Source organism: Aeromicrobium wangtongii, assembly GCF_024584515.1.
In the GTDB taxonomy this organism is placed as follows: Bacteria; Actinomycetota; Actinomycetes; order Propionibacteriales; family Nocardioidaceae; genus Aeromicrobium; species Aeromicrobium wangtongii.
Genome location: NZ_CP102173.1, coordinates 301,900 through 317,770, shown reverse-complemented (window position 1 = coordinate 317,770; position 15,871 = coordinate 301,900). Strand labels below are relative to the sequence as shown.

At 69.7% G+C, this 15,871-nt stretch carries 16 protein-coding genes; 4 read left to right on the top strand and 12 right to left on the bottom strand.

The window, feature by feature from the left end; all coding sequences use genetic code 11:
* Positions 1 to 62: 62 nt before the first annotated feature.
* The 5 genes from NQV15_RS01605 to NQV15_RS01585 all read right to left on the bottom strand — a co-directional run bounded on the left by NQV15_RS01605 (position 63) and on the right by NQV15_RS01585 (position 5,257).
* On the bottom strand, positions 63 to 1,031 hold the full coding sequence (locus tag NQV15_RS01605; RefSeq protein ID WP_232403248.1) for a hypothetical protein: 969 nt from the start codon (positions 1,029 to 1,031) through the stop codon (positions 63 to 65).
* Between the two features lie 185 nt (positions 1,032 to 1,216).
* Complete coding sequence (locus NQV15_RS01600) at positions 1,217 to 2,413, bottom strand: Ig-like domain-containing protein (protein WP_232403247.1); 1,197 nt, start codon at positions 2,411 to 2,413, stop codon at positions 1,217 to 1,219.
* Between the two features lie 82 nt (positions 2,414 to 2,495).
* The gene (locus NQV15_RS01595) at positions 2,496 to 3,338 is read right to left on the bottom strand and encodes a DUF72 domain-containing protein (RefSeq protein ID WP_232403246.1); all 843 of its coding nucleotides are present in this window, start codon (positions 3,336 to 3,338) and stop codon (positions 2,496 to 2,498) included.
* A gap of 8 nt (positions 3,339 to 3,346) precedes the next feature.
* Positions 3,347 to 4,630, bottom strand: a complete 1,284-nt coding sequence (locus tag NQV15_RS01590) for an adenylosuccinate synthase (RefSeq protein WP_232403245.1) — start codon at positions 4,628 to 4,630, stop codon at positions 3,347 to 3,349.
* 93 nt (positions 4,631 to 4,723) lie between these two features.
* A complete protein-coding gene (locus NQV15_RS01585; protein WP_232403244.1) occupies positions 4,724 to 5,257 on the bottom strand; it encodes a CGNR zinc finger domain-containing protein in 534 nt (177 codons plus the stop codon).
* A gap of 39 nt (positions 5,258 to 5,296) precedes the next feature.
* On the opposite strand from NQV15_RS01585, the gene NQV15_RS01580 reads away from it, so the two are divergent.
* Both NQV15_RS01580 and NQV15_RS01575 read left to right on the top strand, forming a co-directional pair.
* Entirely contained in the window at positions 5,297 to 6,259 is a 963-nt protein-coding gene (locus tag NQV15_RS01580) for an EamA family transporter (RefSeq protein WP_232403242.1), read from the top strand.
* A gap of 13 nt (positions 6,260 to 6,272) precedes the next feature.
* On the top strand, positions 6,273 to 7,163 hold the full coding sequence (locus NQV15_RS01575) for a diacylglycerol/lipid kinase family protein (protein WP_232403241.1): 891 nt from the start codon (positions 6,273 to 6,275) through the stop codon (positions 7,161 to 7,163).
* Here NQV15_RS01575 and NQV15_RS01570 read toward each other — a convergent pair.
* The 7 genes from NQV15_RS01570 to NQV15_RS01540 all read right to left on the bottom strand — a co-directional run bounded on the left by NQV15_RS01570 (position 7,160) and on the right by NQV15_RS01540 (position 13,528).
* The gene (locus NQV15_RS01570; RefSeq protein WP_232403240.1) at positions 7,160 to 7,573 is read right to left on the bottom strand and encodes a DUF3151 domain-containing protein; all 414 of its coding nucleotides are present in this window, start codon (positions 7,571 to 7,573) and stop codon (positions 7,160 to 7,162) included. The two genes, NQV15_RS01575 and NQV15_RS01570, sit on opposite strands and share 4 nt — an antisense overlap.
* A gap of 78 nt (positions 7,574 to 7,651) precedes the next feature.
* Positions 7,652 to 8,671 (bottom strand): class II fructose-bisphosphate aldolase, encoded by a 1,020-nt coding sequence (gene fbaA, locus NQV15_RS01565; RefSeq protein ID WP_232403239.1) that lies wholly within the window; start codon positions 8,669 to 8,671, stop codon positions 7,652 to 7,654.
* 67 nt (positions 8,672 to 8,738) lie between these two features.
* A complete protein-coding gene (locus NQV15_RS01560; protein ID WP_232403238.1) occupies positions 8,739 to 10,103 on the bottom strand; it encodes an FAD-dependent oxidoreductase in 1,365 nt (454 codons plus the stop codon).
* A 62-nt stretch (positions 10,104 to 10,165) separates the two neighbouring features.
* Positions 10,166 to 10,795: a TrmH family RNA methyltransferase gene (locus NQV15_RS01555; RefSeq protein WP_232403232.1), complete on the bottom strand. Its 630-nt coding sequence runs from the start codon at positions 10,793 to 10,795 to the stop codon at positions 10,166 to 10,168.
* A complete protein-coding gene (pyrE, locus tag NQV15_RS01550; protein ID WP_232403230.1) occupies positions 10,792 to 11,439 on the bottom strand; it encodes an orotate phosphoribosyltransferase in 648 nt (215 codons plus the stop codon). Before pyrE ends, NQV15_RS01555 begins: the two co-directional genes overlap by 4 nt.
* Positions 11,440 to 11,461: 22 nt before the next feature.
* Complete coding sequence (locus tag NQV15_RS01545; protein WP_232403229.1) at positions 11,462 to 12,151, bottom strand: sortase domain-containing protein; 690 nt, start codon at positions 12,149 to 12,151, stop codon at positions 11,462 to 11,464.
* A gap of 222 nt (positions 12,152 to 12,373) precedes the next feature.
* The gene (locus NQV15_RS01540; RefSeq protein ID WP_232403228.1) at positions 12,374 to 13,528 is read right to left on the bottom strand and encodes an MFS transporter; all 1,155 of its coding nucleotides are present in this window, start codon (positions 13,526 to 13,528) and stop codon (positions 12,374 to 12,376) included.
* A gap of 50 nt (positions 13,529 to 13,578) precedes the next feature.
* Here NQV15_RS01540 and NQV15_RS01535 point away from each other — a divergent pair, with 50 nt between their 5' ends.
* Both NQV15_RS01535 and NQV15_RS01530 read left to right on the top strand, forming a co-directional pair.
* Positions 13,579 to 14,754 (top strand): pyridoxal phosphate-dependent aminotransferase, encoded by a 1,176-nt coding sequence (locus tag NQV15_RS01535; protein WP_232403227.1) that lies wholly within the window; start codon positions 13,579 to 13,581, stop codon positions 14,752 to 14,754.
* 85 nt (positions 14,755 to 14,839) lie between these two features.
* Complete coding sequence (locus NQV15_RS01530) at positions 14,840 to 15,796, top strand: GGDEF domain-containing protein (RefSeq protein WP_232403226.1); 957 nt, start codon at positions 14,840 to 14,842, stop codon at positions 15,794 to 15,796.
* The last annotated feature ends 75 nt before the right edge of the window (positions 15,797 to 15,871 follow it).

The following is a 15,871-nucleotide window of genomic DNA, read 5'->3' as shown; positions in this document are numbered from 1 at the left end:
CCCGTCCCGGACATGACGAGGGGCCCCGTCCGTCCGGACGGGGCCCCTCTGCGTGCGCAGTACTACTTCTTCTTGATGACCTTCACCTTGACGGAGTCGGTCGATCCCTTGACGGTGCCGGAGCTGGGCAGCTCAGCCTTGAGGGTGGACGATCCCTTGGGCAGCTTGACCTTGAGGACCAGCTTGACCTTGCCCTTGCTGTTGACCTTGCTGGTGGCAACCTTCTTGCCCTTGGCGTAGCCGTTGACGACGGTGCCGGCCGGAGCGGCCTTGCCGTCGATCGTCACCGAGGCGTAGAAGCTGACCGTGTTCTTGGTCGTGATCTTGCCGGACTTCGGGTTGACCCGGTAGATGTCGACGACGGACGACAGCTTGGGCGCCGGGGCGGCCGAGGGCTCCTTGAACGTGTACGTCACGCCGTCCCATGTGATGTCGCTGATGACCGCGTTGTTGTCAGCCTGGACGCCGAAGCCGATGACCTTGTAGCTGGTGCCCAGCGCCGTGACGATGTCGCGCAGAGGCGTCGGCGTGTTGGCGGCGATCGTCGAACCGATGGCCTTGCTCGAGACCCACTCGTCGGTGAGCTTGATGCGGCTGCCCTCGTCCGCGAGGCTGCGGATGGTGGCGAACTGGTTGCCGGCGATCGCTGTGCTGCGCAGGGGGACTTGCAGCGTCGCGACGCCCGTGGTCGCGGTGAAGTCGGCACCGGTGATCTTGGCGGCGAGATCGAAGTTCTTGTTGTTCCCGATCGTGGTGTCGTTGTCCGCATACCCCTTGATGACCTGTGACGGTCCACCGGAGAGCTCGAGGCCCTTGGTGGTGACCTTCGCGCCGCCGGGGTTGTTGGCGTAGCCCTGGTGCCAGCTGGTGTAGTTGGCGGTCGTCTCTGTGGGCAGCACCTCGGCGTTGGTGACGTTCACCTGTGCGGCCGCCTGAGCGGACGGGGCGAACATCAGGGCCGAGGCGACGAGGGCGCCGACGGCGACACCTGCACCTCCGGTGCGGCGGAGCCGCGTTGCTGTCTGTGTCATGGGCAGTTCTCCTTGCGATGCTTGAACACCCCGGGTCTCCGGTGGGTGCGCCAGTGACCTGGCTCACCCACTGAACACCAATTAGCGACACCTTGCCTGTAATTGCGCAAAATTTATGTTGCGCAACGCAACCGAGGGCCCCTTCCCCGCGAGGAAGGGGCCCTCGATGATCAGGGCGGGACGCGTTACTTCTTGACCTTGACCTTGATCGAGTCGCTGTCACCGATCCGGGTCGACGAGCCGACCAGGGTGACCTTGAGGGTCGCGTTGCCGGCGGGCAGCTTGTCCGGCAGCGTCAGCTTGACCTTCCCGTAGCTGTTGATCTTGCCCGTGACGACCTTCTTGCCCTTGGCGTAGCCGTAGACGGTCATGCCCCGGTCGGCCTGCTTGCCCTCGATCGTGACCTTGGCGTAGAGGCTGACCGTGTTGCGGATCGAGACCTTGCCGGCCGGGTGGATGCGGTAGAGCTCGACCTTGCCCTTCTGCTTGGCAACCTGGATCGAGATGGTGGCCGATGCGGTGCCGCCACGCGAGTCGTCGACCGTGTACTTCACGCTCGCGGCGCCCTTGAAGTTCTTGGTCGGTGTGAAGGTCTGCTTCGCGCCTGAGCCGGTCACGGAGCCGCCCACGACACCGGTGATGGTGTACGCCAGCTCATTGCCGTCGACATCGGTCGCGGTCAGCGGCAGCGTGACCGCGGTGTTCATCTTGGTGCTGACCTTCTGGTCCTTGATCACCGGTGCACTGTTGGCGAACAGGTACTTGGTGCCGTCGAACGTGATGTCCGAGACGACCGAGGTGCCCGACTCGTTGTAGACACCGAAGGCGATGACCTTGTAGGTGCTGCCGAGCGCGGCGACGATGTCGCTCAGCGGAGTCGGCGTGTTGGCGGGGATCGAGCCGAAGGCGCGACTGACCTCCCAGTTGTCGCTCAGCTTGACCTCGCTGCCGGAGCCCAGCGGCGTACGGAGCGTGGTGAAGACGGCGGCGTCGGGGCCGGCCCCGTCCAGGTCGACGAAGACCGGGATCTGCAGCGAGGCGGTGCCGGACTTGACCGTGTACGCGGCCGCGTTCTCGATCGTGGACAGATCGAAGTTCTTGTTCGAGCCGACCGTGTTGTCGTTGTCGGCGTAGCCCTTGATGACCTGGGAGCGGCCCTTGAGCTGCAGGCCCTCGTTGACGACCCGCGCGGCGTCCGCTGCGGCATTGTCGACGCCCTGGTGCCAGCCGGCGTAGGTCGACGCATTCGGTGCGATCTGCGACTCACGGACATCGGCGGTCGTCGCAGCCTGCGCGGACGGGGTGAAGATCAAGGCCGAGGCGGCCAGTGCGCCGATGGCGACACCTGCGCCTGCACGGCGGCGTGTGGATGTGTGATTCATGAACAACTACTTCCCTTGCCTGAGTCCCTCGGACCCCCCGGGGACTTGCCGGCGGAGCCGACTCTTCCATCTAAACATGGAATCAAGACAGGTTGACAGTTGGCACCAGGTCGGCGAGTCGATCGGCCAGCGCGATCGCGTCGAAGGGCGCGTGCACCTTCACGTCGTTGTCGAAGTAGGCGTAGACGTCATGTCCCTGCTCGGCCCAGCCACGCATCAGCGCGGCCCACTCGTCGAGCGCCCGCTCGGAGTATCCGCTGGTGTACAGCTCGACGTCGCCGTGCAGGCGGACGTACGCGAAGTCGGCCGTGACCTCGCGGATCAGCGGCCACCGTCCCGCGGTGTCGGCGACCACCAGGCCGATGCCGTGCTCGCGCAGCAGGGTCAGGAACTCCGGGGCGAGAAAGGTGTCGTGCCGCACCTCCAGGCAGTGGCGCAGGGGACGGTCGGCCGCGGTCTCGAGCAGCGCCCGGCCCTCGAGGCGCTCGTCGTGACCGGCCGCGAGTGTCGCGGCCGCAGCCGTGGAGCGCGGCAGCAGCTCGAAGAAGTGCGCCAACCGGTCGGCATCGAATCCGAGCATCGGGGGCAGCTGCCACAGGAACGGTCCGAGCTTCTCCTCCAGCGCCAGCACCCCGGAGGCGAAGAAGTTCGCCAACGGGGTCTCGACGTCGGCGAGCTTCTTCATGTGGGTGATGAAGCGTCCGCCCTTGACCGAGAACACGAAGTCCTCAGGCGTCTGGGCGTACCAGGCGCGATAGCTGTCGGGACGCTGCAGCGAGTAGAACGATCCGTTGATCTCGATCGTCGAGACCTGCCGCGACGCGTGCTCGAGCTCGGCACGCTGCGGCAGGCCCTTCGGGTAGAAGACCCCGCGCCAGGGCGGGTACCTCCAGCCGGAGATACCGATCCGCACCGCCCCCGTCATCGCATCGCCTACAGCAGGGCGTGACGCTCGATCGACTGCTCGCGGTCGGGTCCCACACCGATCGTCGAGATGCGCGCACCCGACATCGCCTCGAGCGCCAGGACGTACTCCTGGGCGGTCTTCGGCAGGTCCTCGAACGTCCGGGCACCGGAGATGTCCTCGTGCCAGCCGGGGAGCATCTCGTAGATGGGCTTCGCGTGGTGGAAGCCGGTCTGCGTCATGGGCATCTCCTCGACCCGCTCGCCGTCGACGTCGTACGCGACGCACACCGGGATCTCGTCCCAGCCGGTCAGCACGTCGAGCTTGGTCAGCACGAAGTCGGTGACGCCGTTGATGCGTGCCGCGTAGCGCGCGATCGGGGCGTCGTACCAGCCGCAGCGGCGCGGACGCCCGGTCGTCGTGCCGAACTCGGCGCCGTTCTGGCGCAGGCGCTCGCCGTCGGCGTCGAACAGCTCGGTGGGGAACGGGCCCTCACCCACGCGCGTGGCGTAGGCCTTGACGATGCCGATGACACGGGTGATCTCGGTCGGAGCGATGCCCGAGCCGGTGCACGCGCCGCCCGTGGTGGCCGACGAGGACGTCACGAACGGATAGGTGCCGTGGTCGACGTCCAGCAGGGTGGCCTGGCCGGCCTCGAGCAGGACGGTCTTGTCGGCCTTGAGCGCGTCGTGCAGCAGCAGCGGCGTGTCGGCGACCATCGGACGCAGGCGGTCGACGTACGACAGCAGCTCCTCGACGACCTCGTCGACCTCGACCGCGCGGCGGTTGTAGATCTTGGTGAGGATCTGGTTCTTCAGCTCCAGCGCACCCTCGACCTTCTGGCGCAGGATCTTCTCGTCGAACAGGTCCTGGACGCGGATGCCGATCCGGTTCATCTTGTCGGCGTACGTCGGGCCGATGCCGCGACCGGTCGTGCCGATCTTGCGGCTGCCCAAGAAGCGCTCGGCGACCTTGTCCATCGTCCGGTTGTAGTCGGCGATGACGTGCGCATTGGCGCTGACCACCAGGCGCGAGGTGTCGATGCCGCGCTCGTCGAGCCCGTCGATCTCCTCGAACAGGACCTTCAGGTCCACGACGACGCCGTTGCCGATGACCGGCACGCAGCCGGGGCTCAGGATGCCACTGGGCAGGAGATGCAACGCGTACTTCTGGTCACCGATCACCACCGTGTGACCGGCGTTGTTGCCGCCGTTGAACTTCACCACGTAGTCGACCCGGCTACCCAGGATGTCCGTGGCCTTGCCCTTGCCTTCGTCGCCCCACTGGGCTCCGACGATGACGACTGCGGGCATGGAGATGCACCACCTCACACATGCGACAAGCCCCGTTCTCAGGGGCTCTTACCGGCCCACTCTACCGCGAACCGAAGTCCCCGCGAGCGGTGGTCAGCCGGATTGGCGTGCGCGATACGCGGCGACGGCGGCCCGGTTGCCGCACGCCGTGCTGCAGAACCGCCGCGACCGGTTGCGTGACAGATCCAGCACGATGCCGTCGCAGTCGTCGTCCGCGCACACGTCGAGGCGCGACATCTCGTCGGCCCGGATGACGTCCACCATGGCCATGGCGGTCTCGATCGCGACCCGCAGCGCGAACGGCTGCTCGTCGCCGGTCGCGTGCAGGTGCCAGTCGAGCCCGTCGTGACGACGCAGCTGGGGCAGCGCCGACCCCTCGGCCAGGATCTTGTTGACGACGCCCACCGCGCCGTCGCGGTCGGCCGTCAACAGCTCGCGCAGCTGGGACCGCAGGGCCCGCAGCTCCTTGAGCTCGGCGGCGTCGCCGTCGAGACGTCCGGTGTAGCCCTGCTGGTCGTAGAACGCGGCGACGTCCTCCACGGTCGTGAGGGTGTCGGGCTCCTGGGCCGAGTTGACCATCAGGACGGCGGCGGCGAGCGCCAGCTCGGTGTCATGGGCGAAGACCATGTTGACACCTTACACACGCGCGATCTAATGTCACATGTCATGAGTGCTTTGACCCATGACACGGCGACGACCCGCACCGCACCGGGGCTCCTGCTGGGGCTGACCGCGGCGGTCACGTTCGCCGCGTCCGGGCCACTGGCGAAGGGCCTCATCGCGGCGGGCTGGACCCCTGGCTCGGCCGTGACCGCGCGCGTCCTGATCGCTGCGGCGGTCCTGGTCGTCCCGGCGGCCATGACGCTGCGCGGACGGTGGCACCTGCTGCGCGCCCAGGCGGGACTCGTCATCGCGTACGGCCTGATAGCCGTCGCCGCGTGCCAGCTGTCGTACTTCAACGCCGTCGACCGGATGCAGGTCGGCGTCGCGCTGCTGATCGAGTTCACCGCCCCCGTGGCGGTCGTCGGGTGGATGTGGCTGCGGCACGGCCAGCGTCCCGGCCGGCTGACGGTGGCCGGCGCGCTCGCCGCACTCGTGGGGCTGGCTCTGGTGCTCGACCTGGTCTCCGGCGCCGAGCTGGACGGCATCGGCGTGCTGTGGGCACTGGGCGCCATGGTGTGCGCCGCGTTCTACTGGATCGTGTCGGCCGACGACCAGAACGGGTTGCCCGGCATCGTGCTGGCCGCGGGCGGCCTGTTGCTCGGCGGCGTCACGCTGCTGGCGGCCGGGGCGATCGGCATCGTCCCGTTCGCCGCGAGCCGCGCCGACGTCATCCTCGACGGCCGGGCCGTCCCCTGGTGGGTGACGCTGCTCGTGCTGGGCGTCGTCACCGCGGCCGTGCCCTACGTCCTGGGCATCGCGGGCAGCCGGCTGATGGGCTCGCGCCTGGCCTCGTTCGTCGGCCTGGCCGAGGCCGTGGCCGGCGTGGTGTTCGCGTGGCTGCTGCTGGACGAGGCGCCGCGCGCCATCCAGCTGCTGGGAGGCGTGTGCATCCTGGCCGGGGTCGTCCTGGTGCGGCTCGGCGAGCCGAAGGTCGCGGAGGCCCCACCGGCGGGCGTGACCCCGTAGGCTCTCGACCCAAATGACCCGTCTTCTCGCGATCGCCAACGCCGACGCCGGCAGCACCGACGACACCGCCGTCGGTGAGGTTCTGGCTGCCCTGCAGGACGAGGTCGACGTCGAGGTGGTCAAGACGTCCAGCCCGGCCGACCTGGCCGACGAGCTGGCGGAACGCCCCGACCTGGACGGGGTCGTGGTCCTGGGCGGCGACGGCAGCCTGCACGCGGTCGCGCAGGCGCTCCACGCCGCTGGACGGCTCGCCGACGTCATCGTGGGACTCATCCCCCTCGGCACCGGCAACGACTTCGCGGCGACCCTCGGCCTGCCGCCGGGGCATGTGGACGCCGCGAAGGTCATCGCGGCGGGCCGCACCCGCCCCATCGACCTGATCATCGACGGGACCGACCAGGTGGTCGTCAACGCCGCGCACATCGGCATCGGGGCCGAGGCGGCCGCGGCCGCGCGGCCGTGGAAGAAGGCGTTCGGGCCGGTCGGCTACCTGGTCGGCGCGGCGATCACCGGCCTGAAGGGCCTCACGACGCCGGGGGCGAAGCTGCGCATCACAGTCGACGGCAAGAGGCTGCGCCGCAAGTCGCCGGTCATCCAGGTCGCCGTCGGCAACGGCCGGTACGTCGGTGGCGGCGCTCCCCTGCTGCCCCAGGCCGATCCGTCCGACGGGCTGCTGGACGTGTCGGTCTCCTACACCGAGTCACCGCGCCGGCGGATCGCCTACGCCTTCAGCGTGCGGCGCGGCGACCACCACCGCCGCGACGACGTCGTGTACCTGCGCGGTCGCGATGTGTTGGTCACCGGCGACGCGCTGCGCTGCACGAGCGACGGCGAGCTCACCGAGCCGTCCCGGCACTACTCGTGGCGGGTGCAGCCCGGCGCGCTGACCGTCTACGTCCCCTAGCCCTTCGGCGCGACGAGCTCGGCGTACGCCTCGGGGCTCGACTCGTGCAGGAACTCGCGGCACCGGTGTGCCTCGCCCTCGTCGCCGAGGCGCTCGGACGCATCGGCCAGCGCTGCGAGCGAGCGCAGGAACGGGCGGTTCGGCTCGTGCTCCCACGGCAGCGGCCCGTGGCCCTTCCAGCCGTTGCGGCGCAGCAGGTCCAGCGAGCGGTGGTAGCCGGTGCGGACGAAGGCGTAGCCCTCCAGGTCGCGGCCCTCGGCCAGGGCCATCTCGGCCAGGGTCACCCAGGCGAGCGCGGAGTCCGGGTGCAGCGAGGCGACGGTCTGCGGGCTGTCCCCTGCCGCGAGCTCGGCGGCACCGGGATCCTCGGGCAACAACGTGGCGGGCGGTTCACCGAAGAGATTGGTCATGACACGACCCTACGGGGACGAGAGAATCGGGGTTTGACCGCACTGGTGCGGACGAACCCCGATTCTCTCGTCCTCAGCTCAGAGCTTGGTGCCGGCGCTGCGGAGCGCGGCGCACGCCTCGGCGACACGGGTCGCCATGCCGGCCTCGGCGGCCTTGCCCCAGGCGCGGGGGTCGTACTGCTTCTTGTTGCCGACCTCGCCGTCGATCTTCAGGACGCCGTCGTAGTTGGCCAGCATGTGACCGGCGACGGGGCGCGTGAACGCGTACTGCGTGTCGGTGTCGACATTCATCTTGACGACGCCGTAGTCGACGGCCGCCGAGATCTCCTCGGGCAGCGAGCCCGAACCGCCGTGGAACACCAGGTCGAACGGCGAGTCCTTGCCGTACTTGGCCGAGACGGCCTCCTGGGCGGCCTTGAGGATCTCGGGACGCAGCGTCACGTTGCCCGGCTTGTACACGCCGTGCACGTTGCCGAAGGTCAGCGCCGTCAGGTAGCGCCCCTTCTCGCCGAGGCCGAGGGCCGCAGCCGTGGCCAGCGCATCCTCGGGCGTCGTGTACAGGTGCTCACCCATGCCGCCCTCGACGCCGTCCTCCTCGCCGCCGACGATGCCGATCTCGACCTCGAGGATGATGTTGGCGGCCGCGGCGCTGGCCAGCAGCTCCTCGGCGATCTGCAGGTTCTCCTCCAGCGGCACGGCCGAGCCGTCCCACATGTGCGACTGGAAGTACGGCAGACCGCCGGCCGCGACGCGCTCTGCGGACGCCGCGATGAGCGGACGCACGAAGCCGTCCAGCTTGTCCTTGGGGCAGTGGTCGGTGTGCAGCGCGACGTTCACCGGGTACCTCTTGGCGACCTCCTGCGCGAAGGCGGCGAAGGCCAGCGATCCGGAGACCATGTCCTTGACGGTGGGGCCGGACAGGTACTCGGCGCCGCCGGTGGAGATCTGGATGATGCCGTCGCTCTCGGCCTCGGCGAATCCGGCAAGGGCGGCGTTGAGCGTCTGCGAGGACGACACGTTGATGGCCGGGTACGCGAAGGACTGGCTCTTGGCCTTGTCGAGCATCTCGGCGTAGACCTCAGGTGTGGCGACGGGCATGCTGATCTCCTGGCTGGGAAGGCGGGGGTGCGTGGCCAGTATTCCAGTCTGGGGGCCGACTCGTGAACTACCCCGCCAGCGCCTTGACCGCGGCCCGGGCGGCGACCTGGACAGGGCTCCAGACCGATGCGAACGGTGGGGCGTACGCGAGGTCGAGCATCACGACGTCGTCGACCGTCAGACCGGTGGCCAGGGCGGTCGCCGCCACGTCGATGCGCAGCGCCGCGTCCTCGGCGCCGACGATCTGCGCGCCGAGCAGCCGCCGCGACCCGCGGTCGGCGACCATCACGACCGTCATGGTGCCGGCCTCCGGCATGTAGCCGGCAACCGTGGTCGTCTCGATCGAGACGACCACGGGGTCGAAGCCGGCATCGCGGGCCTGTTGCTCGCCGAGCCCGGTCCGCGAGATCTCCAACGAGCAGAACTTGGTGATCGCGGTCTGCACAACGCCCGGGAACGTGAGCCGGGGCGGCTCGCCGAGCAGGTCCGCCGCAATGCTGTCGGCGGCCACCATGCCCTGCTTGTTGGCGTGGGTGCCCAGCGGCAGGTGGATCAGGTCGCCCGTGAGCCGGTCGCGGCTGACGACGCAGTCGCCGGCCGCCCAGATGCCCGGGAACCCGGTGACCCGCTGCCGGTCGTCCACGACGATGCCACCCTTGGCGCCCAGCGGCAGCCCGGCGTCCTTGGCCAGCGCCGAGCGTGCGGTGACGCCCAGGCCGAGGATGACCAGGTCGGCCGGCACCTCCTCCTCGCCGATCCGCACGGCGGCGACGCGCCCGCCGGCGTCCAGCACGAAGCCCGTCACGCCGGCCCCGGCGCGCAGGCGGATGCCACGCTCCAGCATCGCCTTGGCAACCTGCTCGCCCAGCGGCGTCTCGATGATCGGCATCACGGTGGGCGCCCGCTCGATCACGGTCGTGTCGAAGCCGCGGGCGACGCACGCCTCGGCCATCTCCAGGCCGATGTACCCGCTGCCGACGACCACGACGCGCGCGGGGCCGCGCTCCAGCTCGTCGAGGATCACCTGCCCGTCGTCGAGCGACTGGACGCCGTGGATGCCCTCGCCGTCGATGCCGGGCAGGTCGGGCCGGACGGGCTCGGCACCGGTGGCGATGACCAGGCGGTCGTAGGCGATGTCGTCCCCGCCGGCGACGCTGACGGTGCGCGCACCCGGGTCGATGCCGACCGCCTCGACACCCAGGCGCACGTCGATGCCGTGGGCGCGATGCTGCTCGGGGGTGCGCGCCACCAGCGCGTCGGGTGATGCGACGTCACCGGCGATCCAGTACGGGATGCCGCAGGCGGAGTACGACGTCCAGCGGCCGCGCTCGAGCACGATGACCTCGTCATCGGCGGGGAGTCGGCGCCGTACCCCTGCCGCGACCGTCATCCCTGCTGCGTCGCCACCGATGACGACCACTCGTCTGCTCATGTCGAGAGCCTACGGTTCGCCGCGCGAACCAGCCGAGCGACGCAGGCACGGCTCCGGGTGGCTCAGATGTCGGCGTGCTGACGGATCCAGGCGTGCATCGTGATCGCGGCGGCCGCTCCGGCGTTGATCGAGCGGGTCGAGCCGAACTGCGCGATGGACAGCGTCCGGTCGCACACCGCGCGCGCCTGCTCCGAGAGCCCCGGACCCTCCTGGCCGAACACCAGCACGCACGCCGCCGGCAGGGAGGCCGTCTCGATCGGCACGGAGCCGTCGACGTTGTCGATGCCCAGCACCGGCAGGCCCTCGCCCGCCGCCCAGGCCGCGAACGCCTCGACGCTCTCGTGGTGGCGGACGTGCTGGTAGCGGTCGGTGACCATCGCGCCGCGCCGGTTCCACCGACGCTTGCCGATGATGTGCACCTCCGCGGCGGCGAAGGCATTGGCCGTCCGGACGATCGAGCCGATGTTGAAGTCGTGCTGCCAGTTCTCGATCGCGACGTGGAACGGGTGCCGGCGCGCGTCGAGGTCGGCGACGATCGCCTCGAGCCGCCAGTAGCGGTACTGGTCGACGACGTTGCGGCGGTCGCCGTCGCGCAGCAGCTCGGGGTCGTACCGGTCGTCGGTCGGCCACTCGCCCTCCCACGGCCCCACGCCCACCGTCACGACCGCGGTGTCGTCCTGTGCGGTGCTCATGCGCCGACGCCGAACTCCTCGCGGTACCCCCGCACGGCGTCGAGGTGCTCGCCATGGCGGCCGGTCTGCTCGATGTACTCGATGATCTGGTCGAAGCCGATGATGGAGATCACCGGCACGCCGAAGTCGCGCTCGACCTCCTGGATCGCCGAGAGCTCGCCCTGGCCCCGCTCCTGCCGGTCGAGGGCGACCACGACGCCGGCGCAGGTCGCGCCCGCCGCGTCCAGGATCTGCTTGACCTCACGGATCGCGGTGCCGGCGGTGATGACGTCGTCGACGACCAGCACCCGGCCCTCCAGCGCGGATCCCACGATCGTCCCGCCCTCGCCGTGGTCCTTGGCCTCCTTGCGGTTGAAGCACCACGGGACGTCCCGGCCGTGGACCTGCGCCAGCTGCACCGCCGCCGCCGAGGCGATCGGGATGCCCTTGTACGCCGGGCCCATCAGGACGTCGAACTCGATGCCGCTGGCGACGATCGCATCGGCGTAGAACCGGCCGAGACCGGCCAGTCGTGCGCCGGTGTTGAACAGGCCGGCGTTGAAGAAGTACGGCGAGGTGCGCCCGGACTTGAGGGTGAACTCGCCGAAGCGCAGCACGTCGTGGTCGAGGGCGAGCTCGATGAAGTCCCGCTGGTAGTCCTGCATGCGCACAGCCTAGGGCGGCGGCTCAGCGGACCTTCGTCACCTTGCCCGTCCGCTTGTCCTCCTGGGAGACGAGGTCGCCGATCACGACGCTGCGGTTGCGGGTGTGGAACAGCTCCGAGCAGGTCAGCAGCGTGATGACCGCCTTGGTCGGACGTTCGCCGGCCGCGTCGGGAGCGGGGACCCGTTGCAGCGGCCAGCCGACCGAGAAGTCGACCGTGATGTCGGTGCCGCCCTGGCGCAGGCGGTAGGTGAAGACCTTGGTGCGCGTCTCGACCACGACCTCGTCGCCCTTGCGCAGGTCGGGGAACTTCGCGAACGGCTCTCCATGTGTCACGCGGTGCGCCGCGATCGCGAAGTTTCCGATCTCGCCGGGCCGCGCGCTCTTGGTGTCCCAGCCGATGCCCTCGGCGAGCGCCTTGTCGCTGAATCCCTTGACGATCGGGACCTCGTAGTCCCGGCCGAAGCGCTCGACCCGCAACAGGCCGACCCCCTTGCCGTCGACGCCCTCGTCCCAGCTGCCGGCGATGCTCTGCTTGATCTCGGCGTGCTTCTGCTTGGAGACCACATTGGTGCCGTAGTACTGCCAGCCGCAGTAGCCCAGGAACCCCAACCCGGTCAGGATCATGACCAGGCCCAGGCCCAGCACGATCCGGCGCACCGGTCCGGCACGTGGGCGCCGGGGCGGCTCGACGGGGGCCAACGTTGCGGTCATGGGCAAAATCCTCCCATCCTCGTCCCCGCCGCGCGATGTTCAGGAAGATCTTCGGATTGGTTTACGTGATTTGGTCACGGACGTGTGGTGGCGTGCAGTAGTATTTCTCTTGCAGGGTCAACGTGCTAATCGCCGTAGGCGCCTGTTGTCGCCCCACCGTTTCACCCCCCGAGAACGGTGGGGCGACTTTTATTCTCAGCCAGGTCCATCGGCTCGCGCGGCTCAGACCGATGCGGCGTCCCCGGCCCGGAACGAACGGGCCACCAGGAGCACGACCGGCACCGTCACCAGCGGGATGACGAAGGCCCAGCGCAAGTGGTCCGCCGATGCCGCGGCGCCGATGAGGCCGCCGCCGGCGATTGCGCCGAGGTAGTTGGCGATGTTCATGCGCGCGATCGCGACGTCGCGCGACGCAGGTGGGACGGCCGCCGCCAGCGAGGCGAACGACAGCGGCGCGAGGATCGCGAGTCCCAGCCCGACGACGAAGAAGCCGATGATCGCGACGGCAGGCGCCGGCGAGGTCACGACAACTCCCAGGCCGACGATGCCGGTGGACGTGCCGATCGCGACGACGGCCGCCGCCCCGATGCGACGCACCAGCAGGTCGCCACCGAACCGGGAGACCAGCGCGCCCCCCTGGTAGGCCCCGTAGGCCAGCGGCGCCACCGTCGTCGACGCGTCCAGGGCGTCCTCGAGATAGACGCTGCTCCACGTCAGGATGCCCGTGTCGGCCGCGTAGAAGACCAGCACCACCAGGCCGAACACCAGGACGGGACGCCACGGCAGCTGCAGTCCCGCCGCAGAGAGCCCTGGATCGCGCTCGCGGGCGTCGATGAAGTGCCGCCCGGAGACGATCGCCACCGTGCCCGTCACGGCGGCGACCAGCACGAGCGACACGGCGAACGGCACACCCACCTCGGCGACCCCTGCGGCGTACAGCGCGCCCAGGATCCCGCCGACCGACCACATCCCGTGGAAGCTGGCCATGATGCTGCGGCCGTAGGCCTCCTGCACCCGGACGCCCTGCATGTTCATGCCCGCATCAACCGCACCGACCCCGAGGCCGTAGACCACGAACGCGGCCACCAGTGCCGGGGCCGTGGGCGCGAGCCCCACGACCAGCGCGCCCAGACCGATCGTCAGCAGAGCGATGCGGAATGCGACGGCGCTGGACCGGCGCTCGGCGATCATCCCGGCGAGGACGCTGCCGACACCCGACACCGCGGCCACCAGGACCAGGATGCCGGTCAGGCCGCCATCGCCGATGTCGAAGCGGTCCTTGATGCGCGGCGCCTGGGTGACGATTGCGGCGAACACGAGTCCTTGCAGGAAGAATCCCGATGCCACCGCGATCCGCGTCCGCCGAACATCCGTCACCCGCGCCATCGTAGGGGCCGGAGCGTCCACCCGCGGTTAGAGTCGACGGCGTGAAGACCTCCAGCAGTCGGATCGCCGGCCTCGGGACGACGATCTTCGCCGAGATGAGCCAGCTGGCCCTTCGCCACGACGCGGTCAACCTCGGCCAGGGCTTCCCCGACACCGACGGGCCCGGCGAGGTGATCGAGCGCGCCGTCGACGCCCTGCGCACCGGACGCAACCAGTACGCGCCGGGCATCGGCGTGCCGGAGCTGCGCGCCGCGATCGCCGCCCACCAGCAGCGGTTCTACGGTCTCGTCGTCGACCCGGACACCGAGGTGGCGGTCGCCACTGGCGCGACCGAGGCGATCGCATCGGCGCTGCTGGGCCTGATCGACCCCGGCGACGAGGTCATCGCCCTCGAGCCGTACTACGACTCGTACGTCGCGATGCTGCAGATGACCGGTGCGGTGCGGCGTCCGGTCACGCTGCGGGCTCCGCACTTCCGGCTGCCGATCGACGAGCTGCGGGCCGCGGTGTCGCCGCGCACGACCGCGATCCTGCTCAACTCCCCGCACAACCCGACCGGGACGGTGCTGCGCCGCGAGGAGCTCGACGCGATCGCCGCCATCGCGATCGAGCACGACCTCGTCGTCATCAGCGACGAGGTCTACGAGCACCTGACGTTCGACGGGCTCCCCCACATCCCGATCGCGTCCCTGCCCGGCATGGCCGAGCGGACCCTGACGATCTCCAGCGGCGGCAAGAGCTTCTCGTTCACCGGATGGAAGATCGGCTGGGCCACCGGGCCGGCACCGCTGGTGCGCGCCATGACCGGCGCGAAGCAGTTCCTCACCTACACCTCCGGGTCTCCGCTGCAGCCGGCCATCGCGCACGCCCTGGAGGCGGACGACTCGTACTTCGCCGACTTCACCGCCCGCCTGCAGTCGCAACGCGACCGGCTGTGCGACGGTCTGGCCGAGATCGGGTTCGACGTCCTCGTCCCGGAGGGGACGTACTTCGCCACGACCGACATCCGTCCGCTCGGCTTCGACGACGGTCTGGAGTTCTGCCGCATGCTGCCCGGCCGCGCGGGCGTCGTCGCCATCCCCCACCAGGTCTTCCACGACCCGTCGTCGCACGGGCGAGCCGATGACCCGGGGCGCCCGCTCGTGCGCTGGGCGTTCTGCAAGCGGCCGGAGGTCATCGCAGAGGCACTGCAACGTCTGCAGGCCGTGCGGTCGTGAGCCCCGGGATGGCGGCATTCCACGCAATTGCGCCGTACAGCGGTCGGCTTCGTGGCAGTCTGTAACAGTTCAGAACGGAATGCCGATGCTCCTTGACAGATTTGCGAGTTCAGCGGCCAGGTCGACGGCGTTCGCCCGCGTCACGTCCCTGGCCGCTGGAGTCATTGCTGCCACCGGCGTCCTGGACCTGATCACCGGCTCGGCCAACCTCTCCCCGGCGTGGACGTTCCTGGTCACCGGGATCGCGTTGGTCATCGCGGCGCTCCCGTGGCTCCTGCGCAGCCGGTTCCACCCGGCCGCCGGACTGGTCGGCTGCTGGCTGTTCATCGTGGTGACCGCACTCCAGATCCACCAGGGCGGCGACCAGGTCCAGACCGTGAACAACCTGGTGCTCTACCCGATGATCGGCTGCTACCTGGGGTGGTTCTTCCGACCGGCCATCGCACGCTGGACGACCGCCGGCCTGTTCGCGTTCTCGGCGGCCGCGCTGGTGACGACCGAGCATCGGGAGCTGTTCACGACCTGGTCCAATCTCGCGCTGGGGTCGTTCTTCTGCCTCGAGGCGGCCCTCTTCCTGCGCGCCGAGCTCGACCGGCAGATCCGGTCCGACCCCCTGACGGGGGCGTTCAACCGGATCGGCCTCTCCTCCCAGCTGAACCGGGAGCTGTCACGAGCTGCCCGCGCCGGGACACCGCTGACGGTCGCCGCGATCGACCTGGACGGCTTCAAGGCGATCAACGACCGCTTCGGCCACCCCGCCGGCGACCGCACCCTGGTCGACCTGGTCGCCCGGCTGCACCAGTCGCTGCGCCCCAGCGATGTCATCGCCCGCATCGGGGGCGACGAGTTCGTCATCCTGCTCCCCGAGACGTCGCCGACGGCCGCCGCGACCATCATGGAACGGCTGCGTGGGAAGTCGATCACCGCCTGGACCTGGGGTCTCGCGACAGCGGAGCCGTCGGACACCCAGGAGACGCTGCTGGGCCGGGCCGACCGGGACCTCTACGAGAGGAAACGCCGCAGGCTGCTCGCCCCCGACTGATCCACCGCGCCCTGGGCGGCACGGCTCGTCGGGCCGGTCCGTGAGGACGAGGCGCGTGACCACGCGCCCCCTCAG